This is a genomic window from Xanthobacter autotrophicus (genome assembly GCF_005871085.1).
GTDB classification, from domain to species: Bacteria; Pseudomonadota; Alphaproteobacteria; order Rhizobiales; family Xanthobacteraceae; genus Xanthobacter; species Xanthobacter autotrophicus.
Genome location: NZ_VAUP01000015.1, coordinates 103,939 through 119,671, shown reverse-complemented (window position 1 = coordinate 119,671; position 15,733 = coordinate 103,939). Strand labels below are relative to the sequence as shown.

The following is a 15,733-nucleotide window of genomic DNA, read 5'->3' as shown; positions in this document are numbered from 1 at the left end:
ACAGGTCCTACCACAAGAGCAGCCCGGCCGCCGGATCTGAGGCGCTGCGCAGGAGCGCCACCACCACGGCGGCGAGGGATGCGGCGGCAAATCCGTCGAGCCGGTCCAGCAGCCCGCCATGGCCGGGAATGAGGCGGCTCGCATCCTTCACGCCGAACAGCCGCTTGAGCGCGGATTCGGCAAGATCACCCGCCTGGCTGATGATGCTGAGCCCCAGCGCGAGGCCGGCCACGGGCAGCAGCGCGGCCCCGCCGGGGATCGCCGCCACCAGCACGCCCGCCGCCATGCCGGCAAGGGTTCCGCCGATGGCCCCCGACCACGTCTTGTTGGGGGAAACGCGTGGCCACAGCTTGGGCCCGCCCAGAGCGCGTCCGGTGAAATAGGCGAAGATGTCAGTCGCCCACACCACCGCGCACAGGAACAGCACAGCGATGAGGCCGAGCGGCGTCTCGCCGCGCAGAATAACCACCGGCAGGGCCGCGCTTCCGGCCACCACGAGCCCGGTCATGGCCCAGGCGCTCTGGCGCGGCACCGCCAGCGCCGAAGCGGCCGCCCCAAACGCGACGGCGCTGAACGCATAGGCTGGGGCATCGGACACGGCGAGAACCCCGCCGCACATCAGGGCAAGCCCGCCGACGCCCAGATAGAGGGACCGGTTGTCCAGCCGCGCCAGCGTGGCCCATTCGTAGAGAATCGCGCCCCCCGCCAGAACCCAAAGAATGGCGAAGGGGATGCCGCCCAGATAGGCGGCGAGCAGCACAACCGGCACGAGGACGAGCGCCGAGAGCGTCCGATGCTTGAGGTCGGCCCCGAAATTCACGGGCATCAGGGTCCGGGGCACTTGGTGGTGCCGCCGAACCGCCGATCGCGCCGGGCGTATTCGTCGATGGCCGAAAGCAGGGACGCCTTGTCGAAGTCGGGCCAGTAGATGGGCAGGAAGACGAACTCGGAATAGGCCGCCTGCCACAGCAGGAAGTTGGACAGCCGCTGCTCGCCAGAGGTGCGCACGATAAGGTCTGGGTCGGGGATGCCGGCGGTTTCGAGCCGCTGGGAGATCATCTCCACATCCACGTCCTCGGGCTTCACGCGCCCGGCGGCGACATCCGCCGCGATGCGCGAGACCGCCGCAGCAATCTCCTGCCGTGAGCCGTAGTTGAACGCCACCACCAGCGTGAGACCGGTGTTGTTGCAGGTCAGGGTCTCCGCATCCACCAGCAACTGGCGGATGTCGGGCGCGAGATTCTCGCGCTCGCCGATCACCTTCACCCGTACATTGTCGGAATGCAGGTCGGCGAGGTCGTGCCGCAGGAACAGCTTCAGGAGCCCCATCAGCTCCGTGACCTCGGTGAGCGGGCGCGACCAGTTCTCCGACGAGAAGCTGTAGATGGTGAGGAAGCGGATGCCCACCTCGCGGGCAGCGCGCACGCAGCGACGCAACGCCTCCACCCCGCGTCGGTGCCCTTCCACCCGCGGCAGCTTGCGCGAGGTGGCCCAGCGCCCGTTGCCGTCCATGATCACGCCCACATGCACCGGGACGACAGCCGGCGACCGTTGGGTAACGGCGGCCTCGCCCGCAGCGGCGCGTAGGGACATGGCTTGCTCCGGGCTCAAGAACAGCTCCTCAGACCGAAAGGATTTCCTTTTCCTTCTGGGCGAGCGTCTGGTCGATCTCGGCGATAGCCTCGTCGGTCGCCTTCTGCACGTCCTTGGACAGGCGGTCGAGATCATCGGAACTCATCTCGCCGTCCTTTTCCACCTTCTTGAGGTGGTCCATGCCGTCGCGGCGCACATGCCGCACCGCCACCTTGGCCGCTTCCGCATATTTGTGGGCGACCTTCACCAGTTCCTGGCGGCGCTCCTGGTTCAGCTCGGGGATGCGCAGGCGCAGAACCTGACCCTCGGTATTCGGATTGAGGCCGAGGTTGCTGTCGCGGATGGCCTTTTCCACCGCGCTCACCATGCCGCGGTCCCACACCTGCACCGACAGCAAGCGCGCTTCCGGCACCGACACGGTGGCGACCTGATTCAGCGGCATCCGCGCGCCGTAGGCATCAATGGTGATGGGGTCGAGCAAGCTGGCGGAGGCGCGTCCCGTGCGCAGCCCGCCCAGTTCGTCCCTGAGCACGCCGACAGCGCCATGCATCCGGCGCTTGAGATCGGACATGTCGAAGGTCCCGGTGGTCATGGCTAACCTCTGTCGTCTGTGATCGGGGCCCGCTCCATTCGCATGGAATCGTTTCCGTTTCCATGCGAATGGACGAACCCCGCGTCAGGATGCGGGGCTCCGGGCAAAAGACTGGCGCCGGCGCGGATGACAGGATGGTACGGCTTCTTGATGGCAGTGGGCAGCTGCTATGCGAGCTTCGTCCCGGGTGCGGTGAAAGCAGCCGCCCCGAACCGTCTGCCCCCGGCCCACGATCCCAGCCTAAAACCCCAACCCAAAAATCCCAGCCAACGATCGCCGCCCCCGCCCGATCATGCGCGGGAGCTGAACGGCCCCGCGCAGACTGCGCTCAAGGGGCAACGACCGTCACGCGGCCTTCACCCTTCGCGGCCGTGGCGATGGCGCCCGGCTCGCGAATATCGAACACGATTATCGGCAACGCCGCCTCGCGGGCAAGGGCGAAGGCGGCCGCATCCATCACCTTGAGGTCGCGGGCGAGCGCCTCGTCGTGTGTGATGCGGTCGTAACGCGTGGCGGTGGGGTCTTTCTTGGGATCGGCGGTGTAGACGCCGTCCACGTTGGTGGCCTTGAGCACTGCGTCGCAATCCAGTTCGGCGGCGCGCAGGACCGCGCCGGTATCCGTAGTGAAATACGGATTGCCGGTACCGCCGGTGAGCACGACGATGCGGCCACGCCGCAGGTGCCGCCGCGCCGGCTGGCGGGCATAGGGCTCGCAGACGGTGGGCATCGGAATCGCTGACAGGGTGCGCGCCGGCGCACCGGCCGCCTCGATGGCGGCCTCAAGCGCAAGGCCGTTCATGACGGTGGCCAGCATGCCCATGTGGTCGGCGGTGGCGCGGTCGAGGTCCTCGCCGGCCACCCGCGCGCCGCGCAGGATGTTGCCGCCGCCCACCACCACCGCAACCTCGCAGCCGAGCGCGCGGGCCGCGACCAGGTCGCGGGCAATGCGGGCCACGGTGGGCGGGTGGAGGCCGAAGGGCTCCGAGCCCATCAGGGCTTCGCCGGAGACCTTCACCAGGATGCGGGGATAAGGGAGGCCCGGCGCCGCGAAGGGCACCGGGGACTCCGGGAAGTCCGAATCGTCCGCCGCGGAAACGGTCATGCGAGCCCCCCTTGCCCGTTGGTCAGAACCGAAAGGTGATCAGGACTGGCCGGCGGCGGCAGCCACCTCGGCCGCGAAATCCGTCTCTTCCTTCTCGATGCCCTCGCCCAGGGCGAAGCGCACGAAGCCGGTGAGCTTGAGCGGCGCGCCGACCTGGCCCTCGGCCTCCTTCAGCACCTGGGAGACCGACTTGGAGCCGTCGTGCACGAAGGCCTGGTCGAGGAGGGTGACCTCCTTGAAGAAGCTCTTGATGCCGCTCTCGGCGATCTTGTCCTGCACGTTGGCGGGCTTGCCCTGGTGCTTCTCGAGCAGGATGGCCTTCTCGCGGGCGATGGTCTCCTCGGAGATGCCGGAAGCGTCCAGCGCCAGCGGGTTCAGCGCGGCGATGTGCATGGCGATCTGGCGACCGAGGGTGGAGAGCTTCTCCACGTCGCCGGTCGACTCGAGCGCCACCAGCACGCCGATGCGGCCCTGGCCTTCCACCACCGCGCCGTGCACGTAGCTGGCGATGACGCCGGCCGACACGGAGAGCTTGGCGGAGCGGCGCAGCGTCATGTTCTCGCCGATGGTGGCGATGAGCGCGGTCAGGCGCTCGCCAACGGTGACGCTCTCGCCGGGGAACTTGGCGGCGGCCACGGCTTCCACGGTGCCGTCGGTGTTGAGGGCGACCTTGGCCGCCTCGCGCACGAACGCCTGGAAGTCGGGGTTGCGGGCGACGAAGTCGGTTTCCGCATTCACTTCGATGGCGGCGGCGTAGTGGCCGGAGGATTCCACCGCCACCAGGCCCTCGGCGGCCACGCGGCCGGCCTTCTTGGCGGCCTTGGCGAGGCCCTTCTTGCGCAGCCAGTCGATGGCGGCCTCGATGTCGCCGTTCGTCTCGGTGAGCGCAGACTTGCAATCCATCATGCCTGCGCCGGTCTTGTCGCGCAGTTCCTTCACCAGCCCGGCGGTGATCGCAGCCATGTCAAAAATCCCTTCTTCTCGCGCCACGGCCGGCCAGGGGGTGCCCGAGCCGGCCGTGGGGGCGCCCCAGGCGCCCCATTACTCTCGATTCGCTATCAGATCTGCGACAAGGTCACTCGACCTCGGCAGACAGCTCCTTGGCCTGGGCCACCCAGCCGTCCACTCGGCCGGGCAGTCCCACTTCCTCGCCGATGCGGTGGGCGTCGATCGCGTCGAGCCCGGCCACCTGACCGAAGTGGAACACGCCGAGATCGTTGAGCTTCTGCTCGATCTCGGGGCTGACGCCGGTGAGCTTCTTCAGGTCGTCGGCAACGCCGCGCGGACCCGACAGGGGCTCGAAGGACGACCAGGCGCTGGTTTCCACCGGCAGGTCTTCCACCAGCGGAGCCTCTTCGGCGCCGGTGTCGAAGCCGAGATCGCTGTGGCCGCGGCCGATGCCGTCGATGGCGGCACGGGCAACCAGCTCGCAATAGAGCTGGATGGCGCGGCCGGCGTCGTCATTGCCGGGAACCGGGAAGGCGATGCCGTCCGGATCGCAATTGGTGTCGAGGATGGCCGCCACCGGAATGCCGAGGCGCTGGGCCTCCTTCACGGCGATGTCTTCCTTGTTCGTGTCGATGACGAACAGCAGGTCAGGCAGGCCGCCCATGTCGCGGATGCCGCCGAGCGCCTTGTCGAGCTTGTCCTTTTCACGGGACAGCGTCAGGCGCTCCTTCTTGGTGTAGCCGGAGCCCTGCTCGGGACCGGACAGCATCTCCTCCAGCTTCTTCAGCCGAGCGATGGAGTTGGAGATGGTCTTCCAATTGGTGAGCATGCCGCCGAGCCAGCGGGAGTTCACATAATACTGGGCGGAACGGCGGGCGGCGTCGGCCACCTGCTCCTGGGCCTGGCGCTTGGTGCCGACGAACAGCACGCGGCCGCCCTGGGCCACCGTGTCGGAGACGGCCTGCAGCGCGCGATGCAGCGCGGGCACGGTCTGCGACAGGTCGATGATGTGGATGTTGTTGCGCACGCCGAAGATGTACGGCGCCATCTTCGGGTTCCAACGGTGGGACTGATGTCCAAAGTGCACGCCAGCTTCAAGCAGCTGGCGCATCGAATAATCGGGAAGCGCCATTTGGGTATTCTCCGGTTGAGCCTCCGCGGACGTACCCCCACCCCAAAAAGGGTGAAGGGCACCGGATGGCCAGATGGCCTGATGTCCGCGTGCGGGATGGCCGGCCATATACGCGAGCCGGCTTCCCGAGGCAAGTGTGGCCGGAGGTAAGCTGGGCGGGCCTTCCGGCTCTGAAGCCGGAACAAGGCGCCCTACCCCTGTTCGCGCTGGCGCTCTTCCTCCACCAGTTCCTTCTTGGAGAGCTTGCCCACCACGCTCTTGGGCAGGCTTTCGCGAATCTCCACCGCCTTCGGCATCTCGATCTTGGAGATCTGGGCGGTAAGGAAATCCATCAGTTCCTCGGAGGTTGCTTCAGAATCGGCGCGCAGGGTGACGAAGGCCTTGGGGGCCTGGCCGCGGTAGGCGTCGGGCACCCCGATGGCCACCGCCTCCGCCACCGCCGGATGGAGATAAAGCGCCTCCTCAATGACCCGTGGGTAAACATTATAGCCGCCGCAGAGGATCACGTCCTTGATGCGGTCCACGAGGAAGAGGTAGCCGTCCGCGTCCAGATAGCCCACGTCGCCGGTGCGCAGGGCGCCGTCGACGAAGGCCGTGGCGGTCTCCTCCGGGCGATTGAAATAACCCTTCATCACCTGCGGCCCACGCACACAGACCTCCCCCTTCTGGCCCTGGGGGACGATGCGTCGCACGTCCTCAAGGTCGCGAATCTCGATCACCGTCTGCGGCAAGGCCGTGCCCACCGACCCGTCCTTGACCCGGCCGAGAGGCTGGTTGGCAGTCACCACAGGCGAGGTCTCGCTGAGACCATAGCCCTCCACCAGCTTGCAGCCGGTGAGGTCCTCGAAGCGCTCGCGCACCTCCGCCGGGAGCGGCGCGCCACCGGAAATGCACAGGGTCAGGGATTTCAGGTCGCGTTTGTCGATGTCCGCCACGCCGTTGATGGCGGCATAGATGGTGGGCACGCCGGGGAACATGGTGGGCTTCTCCCGCTCGATGCGGTCGAGCAGGTCGGAAAGTTGAAAGCGCGGCACCAGGATGATCTCAGCGCCGAGGCAGATGGGAATCAACATCACCGTCTGCATGGCGAAGACGTGGAACAGGGGCAGCACCCCCAGCACCCGTTTCACCCCGATGCGCCGGCAATCGGCGTGGGTGATCACCTGCTCTGCATTGGCGGAAATATTGGCATGGGTGAGCATGGCGCCCTTAGGCACACCGGTGGTGCCGCCGGTATATTGAAGCACCGCCACGTCGTTCTCGACATCCACCTCCACCTTCTGCGGGCGGTCGCCATGGCGCAGCAGCGCGCCATAGGCCAGGTGCAGGCCGTCGCCGAGGCTGAACTCGGCCTTCTCCTTACGCTTGAACAGGTTGAACAGCAGCCCCTTGGGAAACGGCAGGATGCCGGACATGGGGCAGACGATGATGGTCTTCAGGCCGGCTTCCTGCGCCACCGCCGCGACGCGCGAATGGATCAGCTTCAGGTCCGGAACCACCATGATGGTCGTGCCGGAATCGCGGATCTGGTGCCGCAGCTCGCGCTCCACATAGAGCGGGCTGAAATTCACCACCGTGCCGCCGGCCTTCATGACGGCGAAGAAGAAGATGACCGAATAAGGCGTGTTGGGCAGGCACAGGCCTACCTTGGTGCCCTTGTGCACGCCTTGCGCCTGGAGGCCCGCGGCCACCTGGTTCACCAGCCTGCCGAGCTGGGCATAGCTCCATTTGCGGCCAAAGAAGCTGAGCGCGGCGCGATCACCGAATTCAGCCACGCTGGTGTCGAGAAGTTCGGGCACGGGGACCGTGGCCCCGCCATCGGAGCGATGGAGCATGGACGTCCCTCCTTGCGCAGGTGCCATCATATGCGGCTCGCAAGCCAACCGACAGCGAGACTTGCCCGAGCGGCGCGGGCACCAGTGCGCGTGAAAATTATCATAAATCAGAGACTTGTCGCAATTTCGCGACTTGCACGACTGCGCGCGGCTCTCGCCATATCACGCTGCGTAAGGCAGCATCGCCCCCGATTGCGCCGGGATCACGATGGATCCGCCCTGTCCCGCAGCGGAATCCGGCCACCCACCAAGCGGATGGCCGGAAATGCGCTCACTTGGTGATCAGCGCGGCAGTGACCGGAGCACCGAACTTGTAGCGCAGGCCCACCGAGATGATGTCCACATAGCCATCATTCACCTCACCCACCAGCGAGCCGCGCAGCGCGTTCGCGGGATCGGACGCGTAGAGCGCGATGGGGCTGTTCTCGCCGAAGATGTGGCTGTAGGCGAAGTCAAAGGAGAATTGCGGGGTGAAGTTGTAGGTGAAGCCCCCCGACAGCCACAGGCGGTTGGTGTCGGGCAGGCGCGGCGAGCGCGTCTCGTCCGGCACCGGGGTCAGCTCGTAGGCGATGCCGGCCCGGAGCGCGAGCTTGGGATCCCACTGGTATTCGACGCCACCGGAGAAGAACCAGCCGTCATTCCACTTGAGGTCCAGCGTGCTCACCGGGATGGAGCGTGAGGTCACCACCAATTCCTGGACCGTGGACCAGTTGGTCCACTCCACGGTGCCGAGAACCGTCCATTGCGGTGTCAGCTGCGAGCGGAACGAAGCCGTCACCTGGTCCGGCAGGGTCAGCCCCGCATTGACGGCCACCTGATTGACCGTGGTGATGTTGGCCACCGACAGGTTGAGGGTGCCGGACAGGTTCTGGTCCACATAAGACCTGTAGCCGATACCGAGCGTCGTCCCCGGCGCCAGCGTGAACAATGCACCGAGATTGAAGCCGATGCCCAGGTCGTCGCCGTTGACCTCCGCGTAGAGATTATTCAAGGGCGGTGTAAAGCCGGCGAACTGCGCGTTGGTCAGCTTGGCATCGATGTAATTGACATTCAGCCCGCCGCCAATGGTCAGCCATTCATTGACCTTGTAGGCCACGGATGCCTGCACATTCATATCGAAGATGCGATTGTAGCAGCCGTAATACCGGCCGGAAAAACCGCATGGCGCGTCGGTCACAAGGCCATAGGGCGAGGTGACCGCGAAGCCCACGGCCCACTTTTCCCACGCATATGAGATGTAGGTGGTCGGCAGCACGCCGTTGCCCACGATGTCGCTGACGCCCGTCGTCCCCAGCGAGGCCCCGGTGACGGGGGCCGTGGCGGAATAGATGTCGAAGGAGGCGTGAGGCGCAATGTAGGTGACATTGCCTTCCACGCTGAGGCCCGGCGAAAAGCTGATGGCCGCAGGATTCCAGAACATGGAGGCGAGGCCTTCGCCCCCTGCCGCGGTGCCGGCGAACGCCGTGCCCTGATAATAGGAGCTTTGCTCGCGCAGGCCGAAGCCGCCGGCATGCGCCTGCCCCGCCGCACCGGCGACCATGGGGAGAACAAGCACTCGAGCCGCCCGCACGGCCCAGTCGCGCATCATCATTGGGTTACCCCCTATTTGAGACAGTTTCCTCTGGGCCCGGCACGTTGCAGTGCAGTATTGGTTTTTTCGATGCCCTATACGTCATGTAGCATGCCTAAAGGAATATCTGCGTCAACCGCCTTCATTTAACCCAGAAGAGGATCGCAAGGGAAAGCCAGACTCGTTGCAAACGCGCCACAGTCGACGAACAAGACGACAGCCGCTGCGGTAGCGCGAGAGCACATTGGAAATTTTGCAATTTGAGAGCGAACGCTCGATTTCACAAAGCCTTCCCCCGGCTCCTCTTCACAGCCGCCGGCAGAGCCGGCGGGGGCACGGGTCGTTGACGCAATCGCGATAAATCCTACCGAATCGGGACTTGCGCAGAGGGTCAAAGCATGTATCTTCGGGGCGGATAGATGACGTATAGGTGAGGCCGTGGCATCCACAGGCAAGCGCGGCGCCGGGAGCGCCCTGACGGACACGTTCTTCACGGTCACCGAGTTGGCTCGCGACCTGTCCGTGACCCCGCGGACGATCCGGTTTTACGAGGACAAGGCCCTCATCACCCCACGCCGCGCCGGCACCATGCGCGTGTACACCAAGCGTGACCGGGCACGGATGGTTCTCATCCTGCGCGGCAAGCGGCTCGGCTTCTCCCTGCGCGAGATCAAGGAATACCTTGATCTCTACGACATGGACCCGACCCAGGCGGAACAGATGCGCCTGCTCCTCAAGAAGGTGCAGGTGCGGCTCGAAATGCTGGAAGACCAGCGCCTTGCGCTCGAGGAAAGCATCGTCGAGCTGAAGGAAATCGAGGAGCAGACCCTGTCTGCCCTCGAACAGGAGGCGGCCCAGAAGAAGGCCGCCGGCTGACCGAATCCCCATTCGGCCCCCGCGCCAGAGTCGGATGTACTCGGTTTGTTTAAATCCGAAGAAATCACGCCTCTTAGTTTAAAAATGAGATCGTTTTATTGATTTGGTTGCGATGCAATCTGGTCAAAGCGGGATCAGGCGTGGACCAACAAGATATATAGGCAGGAGAGCCCATGCAAAACGTTGTGATTGCGGGGTACGCCCGCTCGCCCTTCGCCCTTGCCAAGAAGGGGGAACTGGCGCGCGTGCGCCCGGATGACCTCGCCGCACAGGTGGTGGCGGAGCTGGTGGCCCGTACCGGCGTCAAGGTCGAGGACATCGAGGACCTCATTGTCGGCTGCGCTTTTCCCGAGGCAGAGCAAGGCTTTAATATCGCCCGCCTGATCGGTATGATCGCCGGTCTGCCGGACAGCGTCGCCGGGGCGACGGTGAACCGCTTCTGCGGCTCGTCCATGCAGTCGGTGCACATGGCGGCGGGGCAGATCCAGCTTGGCGCCGGCGAGGTCTTCATCTGCGCCGGCATCGAGAGCATGAGCCGCGTGCCCATGACCGGCTTCAATCCGCTGCCCAATCCGGCGCTCTACGCCAAGCTTCCGCAGGCCTACATGGGCATGGGCGAGACGGCGGAAAACGTCGCCGCCAAGTGGCAGATCACCCGCGCCGACCAGGACGCTTTCGCCTTGAAAAGCCACGCGAAAGCGACCGCGGCCGAGGCCGCCGGCAAGTTCGCCGACGAGATCGTCTCCATCCGCATAAATGGTAAGGACTCGGGCAAGAGCGCGACCCAGGACGGCTGCATCCGCCGCGATGCCACGGCCGAGCAACTGGCCGGTCTGAAGCCCGCTTTTGATGAGCACGGCACCGTCACCGCCGGCACCTCCTCCCCCCTCACCGATGGCGCCTCTGCCGTTCTGGTTTGCTCGGAAGACTATGCCCTGAAGCATGGTCTGGAGCCCCTCGCCCGCCTGAAAAGCGTTGCGGTTGCTGGGTGCGCGCCGGAGATCATGGGCATCGGCCCAGTGGCGGCGACGAAGAAGGCGCTGACCCGCGCCGGCATCGACATCTCGCAAATCGACGTGGTGGAGCTGAACGAGGCATTCGCCTCCCAAGCCCTTGCCTGCCAACGTGAACTCGGCGTCCGCGACGAAACCCTCAACCTCGACGGCGGCGCCATCGCACTGGGCCATCCGCTGGGCGCCACCGGGGCGCGCATCGTCGGCAAAGCCGCGTCGTTGCTGAAGCGGGAGGGCGGCAAATACGCCCTCGCCACCCAGTGCATCGGCGGCGGACAGGGCATCGCCACCGTCCTCGAACGCGTCTGAGGGGGCGCGTCATGACCAGCGAAACCGATATCAAGAGCTTCGCCGACATCGGCGGGTTCGACATCAAGAAGGTGGCGGTCATCGGCGCCGGCGTCATGGGCGCGGGCATCGCCGCCCATGTGGCCAATGCCGGTATTGAGGTATTGCTTCTCGACATCGTCCCGGAGGGCGCCGCCAACCGCAACGCCATCGCCGAGAAAGCGGTGGAGAAGCTGCTGAAGGCCGATCCCGCCGCCTTCATGTCGAAGCGCGCCGCCAAGCTCGTCACCGCCGGCAATATCGAGGACAATCTCGCCGATCTTGCCACCTGCGACTGGATCGTGGAGGCGGTGATCGAACGCCTCGACATCAAGCAGGCGCTCTATGCCAAGATCGAGGCCGCCCGCCGCCCCGGCTCGGCGGTGTCGTCCAACACCTCCACCATCCCGCTGGGCGATCTCACCGCGGGGCTGCCGGAGAGCTTCAGGCGCGACTTCCTCATCACCCACTTCTTCAACCCGCCGCGCTACATGCGGCTGCTGGAGATCGTGGCCGGCACCGACACCGCTCCGGCCACCGTGGAAGCCGTCGCGCGCTTCGCCGACGTGAAGCTGGGCAAGACGGTGGTCACCTGCAAGGACACCCCCGGCTTCATCGCCAACCGGCTCGGCACCTACTGGCTCCAGCTGGCGGTGGGCGAGGCGTTCCGCCTCGGCCTGAAGGTGGAGGAGGCGGACGCGGTGATGGGCCGGCCCTTCGGCTTCCCCAAGACCGGCGTGTTCGGCCTGATCGATCTCGTGGGCCTCGACCTGATGCCCCATGTGCAGGGCTCCCTGAAGCGCGCGCTGCCCTTGTCCGACCCGTTCCACGCCACCCTGCGCGACGAGCCGCTGATCTCGAAGATGATCGAGACTGGCTATACCGGCCGCAAGGGCAAGGGCGGCTTCTACCGCCTCAACCGCGACAACGGCGGCAAGGCGAAGGAGGCCATCGACCTTGCGACCGGCGCCTATCGCCCGCAGGAAAAGGCCAGCGTGCCGGAGCTGGAGGACGGCGGCGGCCGAGACATCTTCGCCCTCCTCGAAGCCCCCGGCACGGCGGGGCGCTATGCCCGCTCCGTGATGGCGAAGACGCTGGCCTATGCGGCGCGCCTCGTGCCCGAGGCGGCGGACGACATCGTCGCCATCGATGATGCCATGCGCCTGGGCTACAATTGGAAATTCGGCCCGTTCGAGCTGATCGACAAGATCGGCGCCGCCCGCCTCGCCAGCCTGCTTTTGGCCGATGGCGAGGAGGTCCCGGCCCTGCTGGCGCTGGCGGCTGACACCCCCTTCTACCGGGTGGAGAACGGCACGCGGCAGTCTCTCGCCCTCGACGGCAGCTATCGCGACGTGGCGCGCCCGGAGGGCGTGCTGCTGCTCGCGGACATCAAGCTCAAGTCCCAGCCGCTGATCAAGAACGGCTCCGCCGCCCTGTGGGATATCGGCGACGGGGTGGTGTGCCTGGAATTCACCTCCAAGAGCAATTCGCTGGACGAGGGCATCATCACCTTGCTCGGCAAGGCGCTGAAGCTGGTGAAGGACAAGCACAAGGCGCTCGTCATCTATAACGAGGGCTCGAACTTCTCGGTGGGCGCCAATCTCGGCCTCGCGCTGTTTGCCTGCAACATCGGCGCTTTTGGCGAGGTGGAGAAGCTGGTGGCCGCCGGCCAGAAGACCTACCAGGACATGAAATACGCCCCCTTCCCGGTGGTGGCGGCCCCCTCGGGGCTGGCGCTCGGCGGCGGGTGCGAGATCCTGCTCCACGCCAGCGCCGTGCAGGCCCATGCGGAGAGCTATATCGGCCTGGTGGAATGCGGCGTGGGCGTGCTGCCCGCCTGGGGCGGCTGCACCGCCATGCTGGAGCGCTGGGCGACTGACCCGAAATTCCCCAAGGGGCCCATGCCGGCGCCCTCCAAGGTGTTCGAGACGGTGTCCACCGCCACCGTGGCGAAATCCGCCGCCGAGGCCAAGGAGCTGAAATTCCTGCGCGAAAGCGATGGCATCACCATGAACCGCGACCGCCTGCTTGCCGACGCCAAGGCCAAGGCACTGGCGCTGGTGGAAGGGTACGCGCCGCCCAAGCCCGTGGAGTTCTTCCTGCCGGGTCCCACCGGCAAGGTGGCCATGGACATGGCGGTGGCGGGCTTCGCCAAGCGCGGCATGGCGACGAAGCACGACACCGTGGTCTCCGGCGTGCTGGCGGAAGTGCTCACCGGCGGCAGCGCCGACCACATCGAGCCGGTACCCGCCGCCAAGGTGCTGGAACTGGAGCGCGACGGCTTCATGAAGCTCATCCGCACCACCGCCACGCTGGACCGCATCGAGCACATTCTGGAAACGGGACGGCCGTTGCGGAACTAAATGCCGGCCCCCGCCTGCACGGAGCTTAAGCCGCCTACACGCCGTCGCCGTCCGGCTTGACCGGACGGCCCATGGTTCGGCCGGGCCAACGCGGCGAGGGCTTGGAAAGCGGCGAGATGGACCCTCCGGTCAAGCCGGAGGGCGACGGGCGGGGAAGAGCCGGCCCACTCCCTCTCCCGCTAGCGGGGGAGGGTTGGGGAGGGGGCAGCGCCCTCCCCGCAGGGATCCGCACGGGTGGGAAGGCACCAGCCCCCACTCTGCCCTCCCCCGCCCGAACCCGGCTTTTGCCGGGTTCGGTTCCCGAGAGCCGAGGCCGGAAACATCCGGCCTCGGGCGGGAGAGGGTTCGCACCGCTCCCGGCCACTTGGCCGGGGAGAAGAATATTCAAGCCGTCATGGCCGGGCCTAACCCGCCCATCCACGCGGTCAGGCCGGGTCAAAGCTCCGAAACGGAGCGCCAGCGGCACGGCGTGGATGCCCGGCTCAAGGCCGGGCATGACGAGCGGAAAACAGATTTGGCGCCCTCCCCCGCAGGGGGCGAGCGGACGCAACACGGGAGCAAAACGCCATGCAGGTCTACACCCCCCCGCTGCGCGACATGCGCTTCGTCCTCCACGAGCTGCATGGCAGCGCGGAGCTTTCCACCCTCAAGGGGCTGGAGGAGGTCACCCCCGACCTCATCGACGCAGTGCTGGAAGAGGCGGGAAAATTCGTCACCGAGGTGCTCGCGCCCCTCAACCAGTCCGGCGACCTGGAGGGCTGCACCTATGAGAATGGCGTGGTGCGCACCCCCAAGGGCTTCAAGGAAGCCTACAAGGCGTTCTGCGAGGGCGGCTGGAACGGCATCGCCTGCGATCCCCAATATGGCGGGCAGGGCTTGCCCGCCAGCCTGAACAAGCTGGTGGAGGAGATGCTGTGCTCCGGCAACCTCGCCTTCGGCATCTGCCCCGGCCTTACCCACGGCGCCTATGAGGCGCTGAAGAATCACGCCTCGCAGGAGCTGAAGGACCGCTTCTTGCCGAAGATGGTGGATGGCGTGTGGTCCGGCTCCATGTGCCTCACCGAGCCCCAGTGCGGCACCGACCTCGGCCTGGTGCGCACCAAGGCCGAGCCGCAGGCGGATGGCTCCTACAAGGTCACCGGCAACAAGATCTTCATCTCTGCCGGCGAGCACGACATGGCGGAGAACATCATCCACCTGGTGCTGGCCCGCATGCCGGACGCGCCCAAGGGCATCAAGGGCATCTCCCTGTTCCTGGTGCCGAAATTCCTGCCGCGCGAGGATGGGTCCGTGGGGCCGCGCAACGGCGTCACCTGCACCGGCATCGAGCACAAGATGGGCATCCACGGCTCGTCCACCTGCCAGATGTCGTTCGACGAGGCCACCGGATGGCTGGTGGGCGAGCCCCACAAGGGCATGCGCGCCATGTTCTCCATGATGAATTCCGAGCGCCTGTCGGTGGGCACGCAGGGCCTGGGGCTCGGCGAGGCCGCCTATCAGGCCGCGGTCGTCTACGCCAAGGAGCGCCTGCAGGGCCGGTCCCTCACCGGTGCCAAGCATCCCGACAAGCCGGCCGATCCCATCATCGTGCATCCCGACGTGCGGCGCACGCTGATGACCATGCGCGCCTACAACGAGGGCTGCCGCGCGCTCGCCGGCTGGGTGGCCCGCGCCCTCGACCTCATGGAGCACGCGGACGACCCGCAGGAGCGCCAGCGGGCGGAGGATTTCACCGCGCTGATGACCCCCATCGTGAAGGCGCTGTTCACGGATCTGGGGTTCGAGGCCACCTCCATGGGCATGCAGGTCTATGGCGGCCACGGCTACATCCGCGACCACGGCATGGAGCAATATGTGCGCGATGCCCGCATCGCCATGATCTACGAGGGCACCAACGGGGTGCAGGCCCTCGACCTCGTGGGCCGCAAGCTGCCGGCGCACATGGGGCGCTATCTGCGCTCCTTCTTCCATCCCGTGCTGAACTACATGGACGCCAAGCTCGACGATGAGAATCTCGGCCCGCTCATCACCCCGCTCTCCAAGGCGTTCGGCGCGCTCCAGCTCGCCACCGCCCACATCGCCGAGAAGGGGCTGAAGGACCCCGAGGAGGCGGGCGCGGCGGCGACCCAATATCTGCGCCTGTTCGGCATGGTGGCGCTGGGCTACATGTGGGTGCGCATGGCGGAAGTGGCCCATGAGAAGCGCGTCTCCAACCCGGACGACGCCGCCTTCTACGAGGCCAAGATCGCCACCGCGCGCTTCTTCATGGAGAAGCTGCTTCCCGACGTGGCGGCGCTGTGGGGCTCCATCAAGGCCGGGAAGGCCTCCATGATGGCCCTCGACGAGGCCATGTTCTGAGGGGGCCTGTTCCGAGGGGCCTGT

General features: G+C 66.3%; 12 protein-coding genes. 4 read left to right on the top strand and 8 right to left on the bottom strand.

The genetic code is table 11. The features are described 5' to 3' along the window. Window positions 1-7 precede the first annotated feature (7 nt). From FBQ73_RS05265 to FBQ73_RS05230, 8 genes are all read right to left on the bottom strand, one after another. Entirely contained in the window at window positions 8-826 is an 819-nt protein-coding gene (locus tag FBQ73_RS05265) for a phosphatidate cytidylyltransferase (RefSeq protein ID WP_138398452.1), read from the bottom strand. Continuing rightward, window positions 826-1,593: an isoprenyl transferase gene (locus FBQ73_RS05260; RefSeq protein WP_138398451.1), complete on the bottom strand. Its 768-nt coding sequence runs from the start codon at window positions 1,591-1,593 to the stop codon at window positions 826-828. The genes FBQ73_RS05265 and FBQ73_RS05260 overlap by 1 nt, the downstream gene beginning before the upstream one ends. 28 nt (window positions 1,594-1,621) lie before the next feature. Next, entirely contained in the window at window positions 1,622-2,185 is a 564-nt protein-coding gene (frr, locus tag FBQ73_RS05255) for a ribosome recycling factor (RefSeq protein WP_138398450.1), read from the bottom strand. A 328-nt stretch (window positions 2,186-2,513) separates the two neighbouring features. Next, window positions 2,514-3,287 carry a UMP kinase gene (gene pyrH, locus FBQ73_RS05250; protein WP_246089580.1) on the bottom strand — a complete coding sequence of 258 codons (774 nt, stop codon included), beginning with the start codon at window positions 3,285-3,287 and terminating at the stop codon, window positions 2,514-2,516. A gap of 39 nt (window positions 3,288-3,326) precedes the next feature. Continuing rightward, on the bottom strand, window positions 3,327-4,250 hold the full coding sequence (gene tsf / locus FBQ73_RS05245; protein WP_138398449.1) for a translation elongation factor Ts: 924 nt from the start codon (window positions 4,248-4,250) through the stop codon (window positions 3,327-3,329). A gap of 112 nt (window positions 4,251-4,362) precedes the next feature. After that, entirely contained in the window at window positions 4,363-5,367 is a 1,005-nt protein-coding gene (locus FBQ73_RS05240; protein WP_138398448.1) for a 30S ribosomal protein S2, read from the bottom strand. Between the two features lie 191 nt (window positions 5,368-5,558). Next, window positions 5,559-7,202 carry a long-chain-fatty-acid--CoA ligase gene (locus FBQ73_RS05235; protein ID WP_138398447.1) on the bottom strand — a complete coding sequence of 548 codons (1,644 nt, stop codon included), beginning with the start codon at window positions 7,200-7,202 and terminating at the stop codon, window positions 5,559-5,561. 271 nt (window positions 7,203-7,473) lie between these two features. Further along, complete coding sequence (locus FBQ73_RS05230) at window positions 7,474-8,757, bottom strand: OmpP1/FadL family transporter (protein WP_170218756.1); 1,284 nt, start codon at window positions 8,755-8,757, stop codon at window positions 7,474-7,476. A gap of 453 nt (window positions 8,758-9,210) precedes the next feature. Between FBQ73_RS05230 and FBQ73_RS05225 the strand changes: the two genes are divergently transcribed. The 4 genes from FBQ73_RS05225 to FBQ73_RS05210 all read left to right on the top strand — a co-directional run bounded on the left by FBQ73_RS05225 (window position 9,211) and on the right by FBQ73_RS05210 (window position 15,709). Then, window positions 9,211-9,648 carry a MerR family transcriptional regulator gene (locus tag FBQ73_RS05225; protein WP_138398445.1) on the top strand — a complete coding sequence of 146 codons (438 nt, stop codon included), beginning with the start codon at window positions 9,211-9,213 and terminating at the stop codon, window positions 9,646-9,648. A gap of 173 nt (window positions 9,649-9,821) precedes the next feature. After that, entirely contained in the window at window positions 9,822-10,970 is a 1,149-nt protein-coding gene (locus FBQ73_RS05220) for a thiolase family protein (protein ID WP_138398444.1), read from the top strand. Window positions 10,971-10,981: 11 nt separating this feature from the next. Continuing rightward, window positions 10,982-13,351: a 3-hydroxyacyl-CoA dehydrogenase/enoyl-CoA hydratase family protein gene (locus tag FBQ73_RS05215; RefSeq protein ID WP_138398443.1), complete on the top strand. Its 2,370-nt coding sequence runs from the start codon at window positions 10,982-10,984 to the stop codon at window positions 13,349-13,351. 567 nt (window positions 13,352-13,918) lie between these two features. Next, window positions 13,919-15,709, top strand: a complete 1,791-nt coding sequence (locus FBQ73_RS05210) for an acyl-CoA dehydrogenase C-terminal domain-containing protein (RefSeq protein WP_138398442.1) — start codon at window positions 13,919-13,921, stop codon at window positions 15,707-15,709. Window positions 15,710-15,733: the final 24 nt, after the last annotated feature.

Excerpts from the sequence above, each read along its gene's own strand:
- FBQ73_RS05215 (WP_138398443.1), top strand. The coding sequence starts at position 10,982 with ATGACCAGCGAAACCGATATCAAGAGCTTCGCCGACATCGGCGGGTTC.
- frr (WP_138398450.1), bottom strand. The coding sequence starts at position 2,185 with ATGACCACCGGGACCTTCGACATGTCCGATCTCAAGCGCCGGATGCAT.
- FBQ73_RS05235 (WP_138398447.1), bottom strand. The coding sequence starts at position 7,202 with ATGCTCCATCGCTCCGATGGCGGGGCCACGGTCCCCGTGCCCGAACTT.
- pyrH (WP_246089580.1), bottom strand. The coding sequence starts at position 3,287 with ATGACCGTTTCCGCGGCGGACGATTCGGACTTCCCGGAGTCCCCGGTG.
- FBQ73_RS05210 (WP_138398442.1), top strand. The coding sequence starts at position 13,919 with ATGCAGGTCTACACCCCCCCGCTGCGCGACATGCGCTTCGTCCTCCAC.
- FBQ73_RS05265 (WP_138398452.1), bottom strand. The coding sequence starts at position 826 with ATGCCCGTGAATTTCGGGGCCGACCTCAAGCATCGGACGCTCTCGGCG.
- FBQ73_RS05240 (WP_138398448.1), bottom strand. The coding sequence starts at position 5,367 with ATGGCGCTTCCCGATTATTCGATGCGCCAGCTGCTTGAAGCTGGCGTG.
- FBQ73_RS05220 (WP_138398444.1), top strand. The coding sequence starts at position 9,822 with ATGCAAAACGTTGTGATTGCGGGGTACGCCCGCTCGCCCTTCGCCCTT.
- tsf (WP_138398449.1), bottom strand. The coding sequence starts at position 4,250 with ATGGCTGCGATCACCGCCGGGCTGGTGAAGGAACTGCGCGACAAGACC.
- FBQ73_RS05260 (WP_138398451.1), bottom strand. The coding sequence starts at position 1,593 with ATGTCCCTACGCGCCGCTGCGGGCGAGGCCGCCGTTACCCAACGGTCG.